General features: G+C 70.0%; 14 protein-coding genes and 1 riboswitch. Of the genes, 3 read left to right on the forward strand and 11 right to left on the reverse strand.

The genetic code is table 11. From position 1 onward, the window contains the following. Nucleotides 1-3 precede the first annotated feature (3 nt). The 6 genes from ACZ4A5_RS01090 to ctaE form a co-directional block, all read right to left on the reverse strand. On the reverse strand, nucleotides 4-1,410 hold the full coding sequence (locus tag ACZ4A5_RS01090) for an aminotransferase class V-fold PLP-dependent enzyme (protein ID WP_467576771.1): 1,407 nt from the start codon (nucleotides 1,408-1,410) through the stop codon (nucleotides 4-6). A gap of 191 nt (nucleotides 1,411-1,601) precedes the next feature. Then, nucleotides 1,602-1,718: riboswitch (SAM riboswitch) on the reverse strand. A gap of 127 nt (nucleotides 1,719-1,845) precedes the next feature. Continuing rightward, nucleotides 1,846-2,910: an anthranilate phosphoribosyltransferase gene (gene trpD, locus ACZ4A5_RS01095; protein ID WP_467576774.1), complete on the reverse strand. Its 1,065-nt coding sequence runs from the start codon at nucleotides 2,908-2,910 to the stop codon at nucleotides 1,846-1,848. Between the two features lie 165 nt (nucleotides 2,911-3,075). After that, nucleotides 3,076-4,725, reverse strand: coding sequence for a cytochrome bc1 complex cytochrome b subunit (gene qcrB / locus ACZ4A5_RS01100; protein ID WP_467576778.1), 1,650 nt, complete (start codon nucleotides 4,723-4,725; stop codon nucleotides 3,076-3,078). Continuing rightward, nucleotides 4,722-5,780, reverse strand: coding sequence for a cytochrome bc1 complex Rieske iron-sulfur subunit (gene qcrA, locus ACZ4A5_RS01105; RefSeq protein WP_467576781.1), 1,059 nt, complete (start codon nucleotides 5,778-5,780; stop codon nucleotides 4,722-4,724). The genes qcrB and qcrA overlap by 4 nt, the downstream gene beginning before the upstream one ends. After that, nucleotides 5,777-6,589 (reverse strand): cytochrome bc1 complex diheme cytochrome c subunit, encoded by an 813-nt coding sequence (gene qcrC / locus ACZ4A5_RS01110; protein ID WP_467576784.1) that lies wholly within the window; start codon nucleotides 6,587-6,589, stop codon nucleotides 5,777-5,779. Before qcrC ends, qcrA begins: the two co-directional genes overlap by 4 nt. Nucleotides 6,590-6,666: 77 nt before the next feature. Continuing rightward, nucleotides 6,667-7,287: an aa3-type cytochrome oxidase subunit III gene (gene ctaE, locus ACZ4A5_RS01115; RefSeq protein ID WP_361523343.1), complete on the reverse strand. Its 621-nt coding sequence runs from the start codon at nucleotides 7,285-7,287 to the stop codon at nucleotides 6,667-6,669. A 295-nt stretch (nucleotides 7,288-7,582) separates the two neighbouring features. Here ctaE and ACZ4A5_RS01120 point away from each other — a divergent pair, with 295 nt between their 5' ends. Then, on the forward strand, nucleotides 7,583-7,990 hold the full coding sequence (locus ACZ4A5_RS01120; protein ID WP_398867296.1) for a hypothetical protein: 408 nt from the start codon (nucleotides 7,583-7,585) through the stop codon (nucleotides 7,988-7,990). 25 nt (nucleotides 7,991-8,015) lie between these two features. Here ACZ4A5_RS01120 and ACZ4A5_RS01125 read toward each other — a convergent pair whose 3' ends face one another. The 4 genes from ACZ4A5_RS01125 to ctaC all read right to left on the reverse strand — a co-directional run bounded on the left by ACZ4A5_RS01125 (nucleotide 8,016) and on the right by ctaC (nucleotide 12,534). Beyond that, nucleotides 8,016-9,263, reverse strand: a complete 1,248-nt coding sequence (locus ACZ4A5_RS01125; RefSeq protein WP_467576787.1) for a L,D-transpeptidase — start codon at nucleotides 9,261-9,263, stop codon at nucleotides 8,016-8,018. 180 nt (nucleotides 9,264-9,443) lie between these two features. Next, complete coding sequence (locus ACZ4A5_RS01130; RefSeq protein ID WP_361523352.1) at nucleotides 9,444-9,842, reverse strand: cytochrome c oxidase subunit 4; 399 nt, start codon at nucleotides 9,840-9,842, stop codon at nucleotides 9,444-9,446. Beyond that, a complete protein-coding gene (gene ctaD, locus ACZ4A5_RS01135) occupies nucleotides 9,839-11,566 on the reverse strand; it encodes an aa3-type cytochrome oxidase subunit I (protein ID WP_116211307.1) in 1,728 nt (575 codons plus the stop codon). Before ctaD ends, ACZ4A5_RS01130 begins: the two co-directional genes overlap by 4 nt. After that, complete coding sequence (ctaC, locus tag ACZ4A5_RS01140) at nucleotides 11,563-12,534, reverse strand: aa3-type cytochrome oxidase subunit II (protein WP_398867298.1); 972 nt, start codon at nucleotides 12,532-12,534, stop codon at nucleotides 11,563-11,565. Before ctaC ends, ctaD begins: the two co-directional genes overlap by 4 nt. A 404-nt stretch (nucleotides 12,535-12,938) precedes the next feature. Between ctaC and ACZ4A5_RS01145 the strand changes: the two genes are divergently transcribed. Continuing rightward, a complete protein-coding gene (locus tag ACZ4A5_RS01145; protein ID WP_467576792.1) occupies nucleotides 12,939-14,321 on the forward strand; it encodes an aminotransferase class V-fold PLP-dependent enzyme in 1,383 nt (460 codons plus the stop codon). Between the two features lie 42 nt (nucleotides 14,322-14,363). Here the strand turns inward: ACZ4A5_RS01145 and ACZ4A5_RS01150 are convergent, their stop codons facing one another. Next, nucleotides 14,364-15,338, reverse strand: coding sequence for a carbohydrate kinase family protein (locus tag ACZ4A5_RS01150; protein WP_467576795.1), 975 nt, complete (start codon nucleotides 15,336-15,338; stop codon nucleotides 14,364-14,366). Between the two features lie 188 nt (nucleotides 15,339-15,526). Between ACZ4A5_RS01150 and ACZ4A5_RS01155 the strand changes: the two genes are divergently transcribed. Further along, nucleotides 15,527-15,745 (forward strand): hypothetical protein, encoded by a 219-nt coding sequence (locus tag ACZ4A5_RS01155; protein ID WP_467576797.1) that lies wholly within the window; start codon nucleotides 15,527-15,529, stop codon nucleotides 15,743-15,745. Nucleotides 15,746-15,757 lie beyond the last annotated feature (12 nt).

Consider the following 15,757-nt stretch of genomic DNA (forward strand, 5'->3'; position numbering starts at 1 on the left):
CCGTCACGCCGGCACGCAGCGGCCGTTCTCCGTCCGGTAGGACCACCGCGCGCCGTCGCGCACCAACTCCCCCACCGCCCGCACGAACCGCTCCACGTGCTCGTCCGGCGTCCCCGCCCCGAAGCTCACCCGCACCGCGTTGAGCGACTGCCCCTCCGGCGCGCCGCACTCGCCGGGCGCGTCCGACGCGCCGCCGAGCAGCGTGCGCACCAGCGGGTGGGCGCAGAACAGCCCGTCGCGCACCCCGATGCCGTACTCCGCGGACAGGGCCGCCGCGAAGTGCGAGCTGTTCCAGCCGTCGACGACGAAGGAGAGCACGCCCACGCGCTGGACCTCCCCTTCTCCGTCGCCGAAGAGCGACAGCACGCGGACGCCCGGCACCTTGGCGAGGCCCTCGCGGACGGCCGCGACGAGCTGCCGCTCCCGCTCGACGAGCCGGTCGAAGCCCGCCTCACGGAGCGCCTTGCAGGCCGACGCGATGGCGTAGGCGCCGATGACGTTGGGCGAGCCGGCCTCGTGCCGGGCGACGGTGTCGTGCCACTCGACGTCCACGCCGCCCCCGGCGCCCCGTGTCACCGCGCGGCTGGCGCCGCCGCCAGCGAGGTACGGCTCCGCGTCCCGCAGCCAGTCCGGCCGCCCGGCCAGCACCCCGGCGCCGAACGGCGCGTAGAGCTTGTGCCCGGAGAAGGCGATCCAGTCGGCGTCCAGCTCCGTGAGGTCCACCGGGTGGTGCGGCACCAGCTGCGCCGCGTCCACGACGATCCGGGCACCGTGCGCGTGGGCGGCGGCCGTCAACTCCCGTACGGGCCACAGCTCGCCGGTCACGTTCGACGCGCCCGTCACGCAGACCAGGGCGGGGCCATGGGAGCCTCCCCCGCTCGAGCGGAGCCGAGAGCTCGGGGACGGCTCGCGGTCCGCGAGGGCGCGCTCCAGGATCTCGACCGCCTGGCGCGGGCAGCGGGGCGCGTCGAGGTAGGTGACGGTGACATCCGCGCGCCGCCCCCACGGCAGCAGCGCGGCGTGGTGCTCGGACTCGAAGACGAACACCCGCGTGCCCGGCGGGAGCGCGGTCGCGAGGAGGTTGAGCGAGTCGGTGGTCGAGCGGGTGAAGACGACCTGGTCACCGGCGCGGCAGCCGAGGAACGCGGCGATCTCCGCCCGGCTGTTCTCGAAGAGGTCGGTCGACAGCTGCGAGAGGTAGCCCGCCCCGCGGTGCACGCTGCCGTAGTACGGGGCGTACGCCGCGACGTCGTCCCACACCCGCTGGAGCGCGGGGGCGCTCGCCGCGTAGTCCAGGGCCGCGTAGGTCACCTCGCCCCCGGTGACGAGCGGGACGCGGACGTCGTGGCCGAGGACGGGCAGGAGGGCGGTGCCGACGGTGGGCTCGGCGGCGACAGGGCATGCGGACATGGCGAATTCTCCCGGGTACAAGGCGGAAAGGCGGTGTACACGCACCCGCGAGAGACCTCTGCGGTGTGCGGAAAGGACGGCCCGGCGCACGGCGGTGCCGTGGGCGGGGCGTGGGGGAAACGGGCCTTCGGCCCTATCGCATTCGCTGAATCATGGAGGATCTCCCTCGACAACCAGGATCCCTGGCGAGGGATCCGCGCTTGCCGCAGACCTCATTGCCTGCGACCTGGTCATCACCCGGGGCACCCCGCCACGGAAGGAGGGTTGCCGGACAGCGGGCCGGGGCCGTGTCGCTGTCACTCGTGACCTGGCGGAGATTATGGCACAACTGATCGTCGGGCGGAAAGGGCGTCCGCATCACGGACACCGGCCGGCCCGGGGGCGCCGAACTCCGGTCCGGGGCACGGGATCACCGCGCCCCGGTCCGGAGTCGCGCTACGCGTTGCTCGCGGCCACCCAGCGGTCCAGGGCCCGCTTCGCCGCCCCGGAGTCGACCGACTCGGCGGCGCGGGCGATGCCCGCCGCGATCTGCTCGGTGAGCGGCGCGTCCGTCGGGTCCAGCGCCACCAGCGCCGCGGCCGCGTTCAGCAGCACCGCGTCCCGCGCGGGGCCGGTCTCACCGGCCAGCAGACGGCGGGCGACATCGGCGTTGTACGACGCGTCGGCGCCCTTGAGCGCCTCGACGGGGACCAGCGGGATGCCCACGTCCCGCGGGTCGAAGGGCTGTTCCCGGACCTGGCCGTCGCGGACGACCCAGACCCGTGAGGTCGCGGTCGTGGTCAGCTCGTCCAGCCCGTCGTCCCCGCGGAAGACCAGCGCCGAGGAACCGCGCTCGGCGAGCACGCCGGCGAGGATCGGGGCCATGCGGGCGTCGGCGACACCGGTCGCCTGGGCGCGCACCTGCGCGGGGTTGGTGAGCGGGCCCAGCACGTTGAAGGTGGTGCGGATGCCCAGCTCGCGCCGCGCGCCCGCCACATAGCGCAGCGAGGGGTGGAACTTCACCGCGAAGCAGAAGGTGATGCCCGCCTCCTCCGCGACCTCCACCACCCGCCGCGGCGTCAGGTCCAGATTGACGCCCAGCTTCTCCAGGACGTCCGAGGCGCCGCTGGAGGAGGACGCCGCGCGGTTGCCGTGCTTGACGACCTTGACGCCCGTGCCGGCGACGACGATCGAGGCCATGGTCGAGATGTTGACGGTCTTGGCGCCGTCGCCGCCGGTGCCCACGATGTCCACGCTCGGGCCGGGCACGTCGATGAGGTTGGCGTGCGAGTACATCGCGCGCACCAGACCGGAGATCTCGGCGACGGTCTCGCCCTTGGCCCGCAGCGCGACCGCGAACCCGGCGATCTGGGCGTCGGTGGCCATCCCGCGCATGATCCGGTCCATGGCCCAGGCGGTGTCGTCCGCGCCGAGGTCCGACCCGCTCAGCAGGGTGTTCAGCAGACCCGGCCAGGAGGGTGCCACCGCGCTGTCGCCGCCTGCCGGGGTCACAACGTTCATGGTCCACACTCCTGGTGGTCGGCCTGCGAGCCGCGGCCGTCCGGGGCTCTGCCCGACCAGCCTATCCAGGCCCGGGAACGGCGAAGAGCCCCGTCCACGCGCTGGACGGGGCTCTTGCTGTGGCGATCAGCGATCACTGACCGGCCGGGGCCGGTGCGAGGCGGATCAGTGGTGGCCGTGGCCGCTGGTGATCTCCTGGAACTCCTCCGCAGTCGCCTTGGGGATCTGCGTCCCCTCGCCGTAGAAGCCCTTGGAGAGCTTCACCCGGAGCTTCTGCGTGGCGCCGGCCTTGCGCTCGACACCGTTCTCGTCGACCTCGGGGGTGAGCTCGAGCGGCTTGGGCTGCTCGTGCGCCGTGAGGGTGTGCAGCTGCTCCTGCGAGAGCGGCTCGTGGACCTCGACGAACTCACCGTGCGGCAGGCGCTTGATGATGCCCGACTCGCGGCCGTGCAGCACCTTGTCCTTGTCGCGGCGCTGGAGGCCCAGGCACATCCGGCGGGTGGCCACGAAGACCAGGACCGGGACGACGAAGAAGCCGACGCGGACGAACCAGGTGATGGCGTTGATCGAGAGGTGGAAGTGGGTGGCCCACAGGTCGTTTCCGCCACCGACCAGCAGCACGAAGTACCAGCTGATCCACGCGGCGCCGAACGCGGTGCGCGTCGGGGCGTTGCGCGGGCGGTCCAGCAGGTGGTGCTCACGCTTGTCGCCGGTCACCCAGGACTCGATGAACGGGTAGACGGCGATGGCGGCCAGCACCGTCGGGAAGATGATCAGCGGGATGAGCACGCCCAGGACGAGCGTGTGACCCCACAGGTTGATCTCCCAGCCCGGCATGACACGGATCAGGCCCTCGGAGAAGCCCATGTACCAGTCCGGCTGGGCACCGGTGGACACCTGGTCCGGCCGGTACGGGCCGATGGCCCAGATCGGGTTGATCGTGGCGATCGCGGAGACGGCCGCGATCACACCGAAGACCAGGAAGAAGAAGCCTCCGGCCTTGGCCATGTAGACCGGCATCAGCGGCAGGCCGACGACGTTCTTGTTCGTCCGGCCGGGGCCGGGGAACTGCGTGTGCTTGTGGTACGCCACAAGGATTATGTGCGCCACGACCAGGCCGAGCATGATGCCCGGCAGCAGCAGGACGTGGATGGAGAAGAACCGCGGCACGAAGTCCGAGCCGGGGAACTCGCCGCCGAAGAGGAACATCGAGATGTACGTACCGACGATCGGGATGGAGAGGATCGCACCCTCCATGAACCGCACACCGGTGCCGGACAGCAGGTCGTCCGGCAGGGAGTAACCGGTGAAGCCGGTGAACATGCCCAGCACGAACAGCAGGAAGCCGAACAGCCAGTTGATCTCACGCGGCTTGCGGAACGCGCCCGTGAAGAAGACGCGCATCATGTGGACGAACATGCCCGCGAGGAAGATCAGCGCGGCCCAGTGGTGGATCTGCCGGACCAGCAGACCGCCACGGACGTCGAAGCTGATGTTCAGCGTGGAGGCGAACGCCTCCGACATCCGCATGCCCTGCATGGGGACGTAGGGACCGTGGTAGACGGTCTCTTCCATGCTCGGGTGGAAGAACAGCGTCAGATACACACCCGTGAGGATGATGATCAGGAAGCTGTAGAGGCAGACCTCGCCCAGCATGAAGGACCAGTGGTCCGGGAAGATCTTGCGCAGGTTGGCCTTGGCCAGGGTGTAGATGCCCAGCCGGCCGTCGGCCCAGTCGGCCACCCGCTCGCCAGCGGGCGCCTTGCGCCTGCCCTGCGCGTCGGCGCCGTAGGCATCGGTCGTTGAAGTACTCATCCGCGCTCCCAGAAGGCAGGACCGACGGGCTCGGCGAAGTCGCCCATCGCCTCGAGGTAGCCCTTGTCATTGACCTTGATCCGCAGCTGCGGCAGAGCGTGCCCGGCCGGACCGAAGATCACCCGTCCGCCGTCGGACAGGTCGAAGGTGGACTGGTGGCACGGGCAGAGCACGTGGTGCGTCTGCTGCTCGTAGAGGCTGATCGGGCAGCCGACGTGCGTGCAGATCTTGGAGAAGGCGACGATACCGTCCGCCGACCAGTCCAGTTCCTTCTTGTCCTTGATGTTCTCCGGACGGAGCCGGACGATCATCAGGGCAGCCTTGGCGATCTCCTTCTGGAAATCGTGGTCCTCCTCCTTCAGGCCCTCGGGCATGGCGAAGGTGAGGGACCCGACCTGGATGTCCTCGGGGCGCAGCGGCTGATTCGTGTTCTGGTTGATCAGCATCTTGCCCTCGGACCAGGCGGTCTTGCGGAGCTTGGTGCCCGGCAGCGGACCGAGGTCGCGGAGCAGCACCACACCGGAGAGCGGCACCAGGGCCAGCGCGCCGAACATGGTGTTGCGGATCAGCTTGCGGCGGCCGAACGCCGACTCCTCGGCACCGGCCGCGAAGTCCGCCAGGACCTTGGCCTTGACCTCGGGCTCGGCGGCGATGGCGTGCCGGTCGTCGGCGACCTCCACGTCGGACATCAAGGTGCGGGCCCAGTGGACCGCGCCCGCGCCGATGCAGAACAGCGCCACGCCCAGGGTGAGGCCCAGCGAGAAGTTCAGCGCGCTGATGTGGCCGATCGGGAAGACGTAGATGTTCTTGTGGACCGGGATGGACACGTACGAGGCGATGAACCCGACCGTGGCCACCATCGACAGCAGGAACAGGAAGGCGACCGCACGCTCGGAGCGCTTGGCGGCCCGCTCGTCGATGTCCTGGACGCGGTGCTCGTGCGGCGGCAGGCCCGGGTCGGCGAACGGGTCGCCGGCGGGCTCGGTCACGGCACCGGTGGTCGTGTGGCCCTGCGCGCTCGGCAGGTGCTCTTCTGGAATGTCTTGGCTACTCATGACTTCTTGGCCTTTGCGGTCCGGGCGGCAACCCAGATGGCGACGGCGATCAGCGCGCCCAGGCCGAAGATCCACGCGAACAGGCCCTCACTGACGGGGCCGAGGCCACCGAGTTCGAGGCCGCCCGGGCTCTCCGACTTGCTGCTGTTGACCGTGTCGAGGTACGCGATGACGTCCTTCTTGTTCTTCTCCGACATCGTGGTGTCGGGGAAGGAAGGCATGTTCTGCGGGCCGGTCTGCATGGCCTCGTAGATGTGCTTGGGGTCGACGTCCTCAAGCGACGGGGCGAACTTGCCGTTCGAGAGCGCGCCGCCCTTGCCGGTGAAGTTGTGGCACTGGGCGCAGTTCGTCCGGAAGAGCTCGCCACCCTTGGCGATGTCCGCGCCGTCGGGGCTGTACTGGTCCTTGGTGGGAACCGACGGACCGGCACCGAGCGAGGCGATGTAGGCCGCGAGCTGGTCGATGTCGGCCTGCGAGTAGATCGCCTTCTTGCGCGGTGCCTGGGCACCCTGCTGCTGGAGCGGCATGCGGCCGGTGGCGACCTGGAAGTCGACGGCCGCGGCGCCCACGCCGACGAGGCTCGGGCCGTCGGAGGTGCCCTGACCGCCGGTGCCGTGGCAGCTTGCGCAGCCCACGGAATAGAGCTTCTTGCCCTCCTCGATGGCAAGGGACTGGGCGGCGGTGTCATCGGCCTTGGCCGTGTCCGCCGGCGCGAACGCGGCGTACAGCCCCCCAGTTACCGCCAGCGCGAAGAGTAGGACGACGACCGCCGCCAGCGGATGGCGTCGTCGTGCGGAGAGCTTTTTCACGGATTACCCCGGTGTCAGGATCTTCTGCGTCGATGCTGGACTGTTTGGTCCGGTCGGACCGAAACCGAAATCTTCGATTACTTGATCAAGTAGATCGTGGCGAAGAGGCCGATCCAGACCACGTCGACGAAGTGCCAGTAGTAGGACACGACAATGGCCGCCGTCGCCTGGTGGTGAGTGAACCTCTTGGCCGCGTACGTCCTGCCAAGGACCAGCAGGAAGGCGATCAGGCCGCCTGTCACATGCAGTCCGTGGAAGCCCGTCGTCAGATAGAACGCCGAGCCGTACGGGTCGGAGGACAGGGAGAGCCCGTCCTTCTTGACCAGGTCCGTGTACTCGAAGATCTGACCGCCGATGAAGATGGCACCCATCACGAACGTGATCGCGAACCAGGTGCGCAGCTTCTTCACGTCGCCGCGCTCGGCGGCGAAGACGCCGAGCTGGCAGGTGAGGGAGGAGAGCACCAGGATCGTGGTGTTCGTCGCTGAGAACGGAACGTTCAGCGAGGAAGCCATCTCCTTCCAGTGGTCCGTGCCGGTCACCGATCGGAGGGTGAAGTACATCGCGAAGAGGGCCGCGAAGAACATCAGCTCGGAACTCAGCCAGATGATGGTTCCGACGCTGGTGAGGTTCGGCCGGTTGACCGACGGGTGCGCGTGCCCGGTATCTACTGCTGTTGCTGTCGCCACGACCGACATTATGTCGGTCGCTTATCTCGCGCTCACTCCGGGGGGTGCCGTTCGGTGTGTCAAGAGCGTATGCGCTGCTCGTACGGCCCAGGCCGGCGATCCCCCAAAGGGGGGAAGCATCGCCTCCGCGGGCCCGTGCGGCCCCGGTGGGACGCGCTGGTGACGGGCCGTCGGGCCGGCTCGCGACGCATCCCGGTTTTCCCGCCCCTCCTCGGGCGCGGCGCCCGCGGAGTAGCATCCGCGCAACGGTGCGTTCCGCATCAGAGCCACAGCCGTGCCCTTCGTCCACAAGCCTGGAGGAACGATGCAGCCGACCGCCACGGTGCTGGTCTACAGCGACGACGCGGGCACCCGCGAGCAGGTACGGCTGGCCGCCGGGCAGCGTCCCGCCGCCGATGTGCCACCGGTGCGCTATCTGGAGTGCGCGACCCTCCCCGCGGTCCTGAAGGCCCTGGAGGAGCGCCGGATCGACGTGTGCGTGCTGGACGGCGAGACGGCGCCCGCGGGCGGCATGGGCGTCTGCAGGCAGCTCAAGGACGAGGTGTTCCGCTGCCCGCCGGTGCTGCTGCTCATGGGCCGCCCGCAGGACGCCTGGCTGGCCACCTGGAGCCGCGCGGACGCGGCGGTCACCCATCCGCTGGACCCGGCCGTCTTCGCCGGCGCCCTGGCCGGGCTGCTGCGTGACGCCGCGCGGCACTCGGTGGGTGCCTGAGGGCCGCTCACGGCCCGGAGCGGGGCTAGAGCCGCGGGCGGAGGCGGGCCGCATCGGCGGGGCTGCTCCCGTCGCGTTTCCCGGCCGCCAGGGCGCTGCCCTCGCGCCACTGCTGCCATGACATGTTCCAGTCGCCGAAGCCGTTGTCGAAGGGCGTCATGGTGGCCCCGGCGCTGCCCACGACCTTGACGACGTCGCCCAGGTGGATGGTGTCGAAGAACCACTTGGCGTTCTCCGTGCTCATGCCGGTGCAGCCGTGGCTGACGTTCTCGGCGCCCTGCGACCCCTCGGACCAGGGGGCGGCGTGCACGTACTCGCCGCTCCAGGTGACCCGGGTGGCCCAGTAGACGGGCAGGTCGTACGAGTCGTCGCTGCCCTCGGCGATGCCGATGCTGGTGCCGCGCATCCGTACGAAGGATTCGCGGCCGAGGACCACCTTGACCCCGTTGCGGGTGGCGTAGCCGGGCTTGCCGGTGGTCACCGGGATGGACCGGATCTCCTGGCCGTTGCGGAGCACGGTCATGCTGTGGCCGGCCGCGTCGGTGATGGCCTCGATGCGGTCGCCGATGGTGAGCTTGACGGGCTTGGAGGACCCTCCGTAGAGGCCGCCGCCCACCTTGATGCCGTCCAGGCCGGAGCGGGCCTCCACGGTCGCGTGGGCGGGCCAGTACTCCTTGGGCCGGTAGTGCAGCGTGCGGTTGTCCACCCAGTGCCAGGCGCCCTCCACGGAGGGCTCGGAGTCGACCTTGAGGGCCCGCTCGATGGTCGACCGGGCGGCGGGGTCCTGGACGGGGGCGCTGAGTTCCGCGGTGATGGGCTGTCCGACGCCGTAGGTGCCGCTCTGCGGGCCGAAACTCACCCTCAGCAGGCGATCTGCCGCACTGGTGTCGAAACCGATCGTCCGGCGCCCTGGAGCGCCGTTCTCGTCCTCGGTGCTCACCCGCACCGTGTAGTGGGCGCCGGCCGCCAGGGCGCCGGTGCTGTGCCAGTGGGTGCCGTCGGGGGCGAGCTCGCCCTGCACGTAGCGCCCGGCGGCGTCCGTGGCGGTGACGTCGGTGATCCGGTCGGAGCCGCTCGCCCGCACCTCCAGCGGCTTGCTGGGGTCGGCCTTCTCCCCGTCACCGGCGCTGGTGAGCATGACCTGCCCGGTCGCGTCGTAGGGCTTGTCGGCCAGCGGGTTGGACGAGTCGCCGCACGCGGAGACCCCCAGGGCCAGCGAGACCATCAGCAGGGCCCCCCGGAACACCGTGCGGCATCGAGGTGAGTGACTCATGGTCACACCGTAGGAAGGAACGGGGGGCACGGCCTGCGGGATGCTGCGAACGGGTGCTTTTGCGGCGGTGGCCCGGCGCTGCTCCGTCCGTGGCACCGCCCCGGGCTCCCGGGGCGGAACGCGACCGGGCCCCGCACACCTTGCGGTGTGCGGGGCCCGGCGTGCGCGGTCCGGCGGAACCTACTGGTTCGCGTTCTCGCCGCGGTAGAACTCGAACACCCAGCCGAAGAGGCCGACCAGGATGACCGGGGCGGAGAAGTACATCAGCCACCAGCCGAAGACGACGCCCATGAAGGCGAGCGCGCCACCGACGGCCAGGGCCAGCGGCTGCCAGCTGTGCGGGGCGAAGAAGCCCAGCTCACCGGCGTCGTCCGCGACATCGGCGTCCACGTTGTCCTGGGCGCCGACGTCCACCCGGCGCGCGGTGAACGCCAGGTAGTAGCCGACCATGATGCACAGGCCGAAGGCCAGGAACAGCGCGGTGGTACCGGCCGGCTCCTTCGACCACACGCCATAGACGATCGCCATGGCGAGGACGAAGACGGAGAGCCAGATGAACATCCGGCCTTGGACCTTCACTTGCCGGCCTCCTTGCCACCCGCGAGGGCCTTGTCGTGCGCGAGGTTCTCCTCGAGCTCCAGGGCCGCGATCTCCGGGTGGTGCAGATCGAAGGCCGGGGCCTCGGAGCGGATGCGCGGCAGCGTGAGGAAGTTGTGCCGCGGCGGCGGGCAGGAGGTCGCCCACTCCAGCGAGCGGCCGTAACCCCACGGGTCGTCGACCTCGACCTTCTTGCCGTACTTGGCGGTCTTCCAGACGTTGTAGAAGAACGGCAGGATCGACAGGCCGAGCAGGAATGAGCTGATCGTCGAGATCGTGTTCAGCGTGGTGAAGCCGTCCGCCGCCAGGTAGTCGGCGTAGCGGCGCGGCATGCCCTCGACACCCAGCCAGTGCTGCACCAGGAACGTGCCGTGGAAGCCCACGAACAGCGTCCAGAAGGTGATCTTGCCCAGGCGCTCGTCCAGCATCTTGCCGGTGAACTTCGGCCACCAGAAGTGGAAGCCGGCGAACATCGCGAAGACGACCGTACCGAAGATCACGTAGTGGAAGTGCGCCACCACGAAGTACGAGTCGGAGACGTGGAAGTCCAGCGGCGGCGAGGCCAGGATGACACCGGTCAGACCACCGAAGGTGAAGGTGATCAGGAAGCCGATGGCCCACAGCATGGGCGTCTCGAAGGAGAGCGAGCCCTTCCACATGGTGCCGATCCAGTTGAAGAACTTCACACCGGTCGGGACCGCGATCAGGAAGGTCATGAAGGAGAAGAACGGCAGGAGCACGCCGCCCGTCACATACATGTGGTGCGCCCACACCGTCACCGAGAGACCGGCGATGGCGATCGTGGCGGCGATGAGGCTGCCGTAACCGAACATCGGCTTCCGGCTGAAGACCGGAATGACCTCGGAGATGATGCCGAAGAACGGCAGGGCGATGATGTACACCTCTGGATGGCCGAAGAACCAGAAGAGGTGCTGCCACAGCAGTGAGCCGCCGTTGGCCGCGTTGAAGATCTGCGCACCGAATTTACGGTCCGCCTCCAGGGCGAACAGCGCGGCCGCGAGCACCGGGAAGGCCAGCAGGACCAGCACACCGGTCAGCAGGACGTTCCAGGTGAAGATCGGCATGCGGAACATCGTCATGCCCGGGGCGCGCATGCAGATGATCGTGGTGATGAAGTTGACCGAACCGAGGATCGTGCCGAAGCCGGAGAAGGCCAGACCCATGATCCACATGTCGGCGCCGACACCCGGCGAGCGGACGGCGTCCGACAGCGGGGAGTAGGCGAACCAGCCGAAGTCGGCCGCACCCTGCGGGGTGAGGAAGCCGGCCACCGCGATCAGCGAGCCGAAGAGGTAGAGCCAGTAGGCGAACATGTTCAGCCGCGGGAACGCCACGTCGGGCGCGCCGATCTGGAGCGGCATGATCCAGTTCGCGAAACCGGCGAACAGGGGCGTCGCGAACATCAGCAGCATGATCGTGCCGTGCATCGTGAACGCCTGGTTGAACTGCTCGTTCGACATGATCTGCGTGCCGGGACGGGCGAGCTCGGCGCGCATGAGGAGCGCCATCAGGCCGCCGATGCAGAAGAACGCGAACGACGTGACCAGATACATCGTGCCGATGGTCTTGTGGTCAGTGGTGGTGAGCCACTTGATCACCTGATTACCGGGCTGCTTCTGGCGTACGGGTGGTGCTGCCGTGGCTGTCGCGGCGGCGGCACCCTGGGGTTCGTTGAGGATGCTCACTTGTTCTTGGTCTCCGCGTTCTTCGCGTGATCCGTCTGCGCGATGCCCGCCGGCTGGTAGCCGGTCTGGCCCTTCTTCGCAAGATCCTTCAGATGCTGCTGGTAGCGCTCAGGGGAGACGACCTTGACATTGAAGAGCATGCGGGAGTGGTCCTGGCCGCAGAGCTCGGCACACTTGCCGAAGAAGGTGCCCTCCTTGTTCGGGGTCACCGTGAAGCTGTTGGTGTGCCCCGGGATGACGTCCTGCTTCATGAGGAACGGCACCACCCAGAAGGAGTGGATGACGTCCCGCGAGGTCAGGACGAACTCCACCGTCTCACCCTTGGGCAGCCACAGGGTCGGGCCCGGGTTGCCGTTCTGCGGGTTCCGCTCACCGGGGGTACCGACCTCGTACACACCCTCCGCGCCCTGCGGTGCCTTCTTCAGGAACCGGTCGGGAATCGCCGCCAGCTCCTTGTTGTCACGGAGCGGCTGCGCGGGGGTGGCCGTGTTGCCGTCGACGTTCTCCATGTAGTTGAACGCCCAGCTCCACTGGAAGCCCACCACGTTGATGAGGTGCTTCGGCTTCTCAGGGTTGGTCAGAAGCTTGTTCTCATCGCGCGCGGTGAAGTAGAAGAACACCGAGACGATGATGATCGGAACCGCGGTGTACAGCGCCTCGATGGGCATGTTGTACCGGGTTTGCGTGGGGATCTGCACCTTCGTCCGGCTACGCCGGTGGAAGATGACGCTCCAGATGATCAGGCCCCACACCAGGACGCCGACCACGAGGGCGGCGGCCCAAGAGCCCTGCCACAGGGAGAGGATCCTCGGGGCCTCTTCCGTGACGGGAGTGGGCATTCCGAGGCGGGGGAAGTCCTTATATGTGCAACCGGAGGCGGTCGCCAGGACAGCGCCCGCGGCCAGCGCCTGCAGCAGCTTCCGCCGCACCGGGCGCCGCGACGAGCGGTCGGAGCCGTTGGGACTCACGTAGCGCCTTCCCGAGAGTCTCGCCCGTGCGGCCGGCTGCGGCCGTCTGCTGGTCGGTCGCCGGCCCGCTGCGGGCAGGGGTTTGGATGTTTATGCGGACCAAACCCTACTGGACGCTATTTGGGGTCGCGCGGGGAGGGTGCCCAACGCGCCGGGTCACTCCCCGAAGGGATGGAATCTCGGCGTCCGGAGGGTATCTGGAAGACCGTCAGCAGACCCGTCCGACGCGCGGTGAGGTCACGCGATGGAGTGGGTCTCCGGCGCGCGAGCGGCCGCCGCGGAGAAGCCGTCCGACGCGTGGATCACGAGTGGGCCGACCGGGCGGGTCGGCGGCCCGCGGCACCCGCGGCGGGGGGTCCCCCGGCGACGGGCCCGGCCGCGACGGGCCGCGTTAGCGTAAAGGCGTGCCCTACTTCGACGCCGCTTCCGCCGCGCCCCTGCACCCCGTGGCCCGCCAGGCCCTGTTGGCCTCGCTCGACGAGGGGTGGGCCGACCCCGCCCGGCTCTACCGCGAGGGGCGGCGGGCCCGCCTGCTGCTGGACGCCGCGCGCGAGGCCGCCGCGGACGCCGTGGGCTGCCGGCCGGACGAGCTGGTGTTCACCCCTTCGGGGACCCGCGCGCTGCACGACGGCATCGCCGGCGCCCTCGCGGGACGGCGCCGCGTCGGCCGCCATCTGGTGGTGTCCGCGGTGGAGCACTCCGCCGTACTCCAGTCGGCCGCGGTGCTCGAAGCGGCCGGCGGCACCTGCACCGAAGTACCGGTGGACCGCACGGGGCGGGTGGCGCCGGGCGCGTACGCGGCGGCCCTGCGGGCGGACACCGCGCTCGCCGCCCTCCAGTCCGCCAACCACGAGGTGGGCACGGAGCAGCCGGTGGCCGAGGTGGCCGAGGAGTGCCGGGCGGCGGGCGTGCCGTTGCTCGTGGACGCGGCGCAGTCGCTCGGCTGGGGGCGCGTCGGAGGCGGCTGGTCCCTGCTCACGGCCAGCGCGCACAAGTGGGGCGGGCCCTCGGGCGTGGGGCTGCTGGCCGTGCGCAAGGGGGTGCGGTTCGCGGCCCAGGGACCGGCGGACGAGCGGGAGTCGGGGCGCGCCCCCGGTTTCCCGGACCTCCCGGCGATCGTGGCGGCGGCGGCCTCGCTGCGGGCCGTGCAGGCGGAGGCGGCGGCCGAAGGGACCCGGCTGCGGGCGCTGGTGGACCGCGTCCGGGCGCGGGTGCCGGAGCTCGTACGGGACGTGGAGGTCGTCGGCGCCCCCGAGCGGCGGCTGCCGCACCTGGTCACGTTCTCGTGCCTCTATGTGGACGGCGAGAGCCTGCTGCACGCCCTGGACCGGGCCGGGTTCTCCGTGTCGTCCGGTTCCTCGTGCACGTCCAGCACGCTGACGCCCAGCCATGTGCTGCGGGCGATGGGGGTGCTGTCGGAGGGCAACGTCCGGCTCTCGCTGCCGACGGGCACCGCCGAGGAGGACGTCGAGCGGTTCCTGGAGGTGCTGCCCGGGGTGGTGGCGTCGGTACGGGAGCAGCTGGGCGCCCCGACGGAGGCGGCGGTTCCGGCCGGGGGGACGACGGAGCTGGTGGTCGACGCGCTCGGCAAGCGGTGCCCGGTCCCGGTGATCGAGCTGGCGAAGGCGTTCCCGGGGGTGCCGGTGGGCGGGCTGGTCACGGTGCTGTCCGACGACGAGGCGGCCCGGCTCGACGTGCCGGCGTGGTGTGCCATGCGGGAGCAGGAGTACGTGGGCGAGCGGCCGGTGGAGGGCGGGGTCGCCTACACGGTGCGCCGGAGCTCGTAGCCGGGAGGCCCCGTGCCGCGGCACGGGGCCTCCCGGGCGGCCTCAGGCCAGGCGGGCCTTCACCTCGGCGGCGGCGTCCTCGCCGTACGCCTTGGTGAAGCGCTCCATGAAGTGGCCGCGGCGCAGCTCGTACTCCTGCGTGCCCAGCGTCTCGATGACGAGCGTGGCCAGCATGCAGCCGAGCTGGGCCGCGCGCTCCAGGGAGAGCTCCCAGGTGACGCCCGCGAGGAAGCCCGCGCGGAAGGCGTCGCCGACGCCGGTCGGGTCGACCTTGGCCTCCTCCTGGGCGCAGCCGACCTCGATGGCCGGCTCGCCGGCGCGCTCGATGCGCACGCCCCGCGCGCCCAGCGTGGTGACGCGGGTGCCGACCTTGGCCAGGATCTCGTCCGCCGACCAGCCGGTCTTGGACTCGATGAGGGCCTTCTCGTACTCGTTGGTGAAGAGGTAGGCCGCGCCGTCGACCAGCTGGCGGATGTCGTCGCCCTCCAGGCGGGCGAGCTGCTGGGAGGGGTCGGCGGCGAAGGGGATGCCGCGGGTGCGGCACTCCTCGGTGTGGCGGAGCATCGCCTCGGGGTCGTCCGCGCCGATGAGGACGAGGTCCAGGCCGCCGACGCGGTCCGCGACCGGCTGGAGCTCGATCTGGCGGGCCTCGCTCATCGCGCCGGTGTAGAAGGACGCGATCTGGTTGTGGTCGGTGTCCGTCGTGCAGACGAAGCGCGCGGTGTGCAGGACCTCGGAGATGCGGACGGAGGCGGTGTCGACGCCGTGCCGGTCGAGCCAGGCGCGGTACTCGGCGAAGTCCTGGCCGGCGGCGCCGACGAGGACGGGGCGCAGGCCGAGGAGGCCCATGCCGAAGCAGATGTTGGGGCCGACGCCACCGCGGCGCACGTCCAGTTCGTCGACGAGGAAGGAGAGGGAGACGGTGTGCAGCTGGTCCGCCACGAGCTGATCGGCGAAACGGCCGGGGAAAGTCATCAGGTGGTCGGTGGCGATGGAGCCGGTGACAGCGATACGCACGGCGGGTCTGCTCCTGCGGGGCGAGGTGAACATGGCGGCAAGGCTGGGCGAACGGGAAAACGGGAAAAGCCACACCACGCTACCGGGTCCCGCCCCGGTCCCAGGGGGGTGAATCAAGCCACCGAAGGGACAAAATTACCTAATAGTAGCCCTTTCTCGGTGTGCTCCATGGTGCGTACGGTGCCGGTATGCCGAACCCTGTGAAGCACGTCACTCTCCCCGAGACCGAGTGCGACCCCGAGTCGCTGGAGGAGCTGCGCGGGCTCTGTGCCCGGATGGCCCCGCACTGGGCGACGTCCAAGGCGGCCGCGACCGTCGCTCCCGTGCCGCCCTCACGGATCCACGGGGTGTCGGTGCCCGCGCGGTCCGCCCGGCTGCTCGACGCCATGTCGGAGTACGGCGACTGAGCACTGGTGGAA

The sequence above is a fragment of the Streptomyces sp. NPDC025618 genome, assembly GCF_055558795.1.

Excerpts from the sequence above, each read along its gene's own strand:
- ACZ4A5_RS01125 (WP_467576787.1), bottom strand. The coding sequence starts at position 9,263 with ATGAGTCACTCACCTCGATGCCGCACGGTGTTCCGGGGGGCCCTGCTG.
- ACZ4A5_RS01090 (WP_467576771.1), bottom strand. The coding sequence starts at position 1,410 with ATGTCCGCATGCCCTGTCGCCGCCGAGCCCACCGTCGGCACCGCCCTC.
- ACZ4A5_RS01155 (WP_467576797.1), top strand. The coding sequence starts at position 15,527 with ATGCCGAACCCTGTGAAGCACGTCACTCTCCCCGAGACCGAGTGCGAC.
- ACZ4A5_RS01120 (WP_398867296.1), top strand. The coding sequence starts at position 7,583 with ATGCAGCCGACCGCCACGGTGCTGGTCTACAGCGACGACGCGGGCACC.
- qcrA (WP_467576781.1), bottom strand. The coding sequence starts at position 5,780 with ATGAGTAGCCAAGACATTCCAGAAGAGCACCTGCCGAGCGCGCAGGGC.
- qcrB (WP_467576778.1), bottom strand. The coding sequence starts at position 4,725 with ATGAGTACTTCAACGACCGATGCCTACGGCGCCGACGCGCAGGGCAGG.
- ctaE (WP_361523343.1), bottom strand. The coding sequence starts at position 7,287 with ATGTCGGTCGTGGCGACAGCAACAGCAGTAGATACCGGGCACGCGCAC.
- trpD (WP_467576774.1), bottom strand. The coding sequence starts at position 2,910 with ATGAACGTTGTGACCCCGGCAGGCGGCGACAGCGCGGTGGCACCCTCC.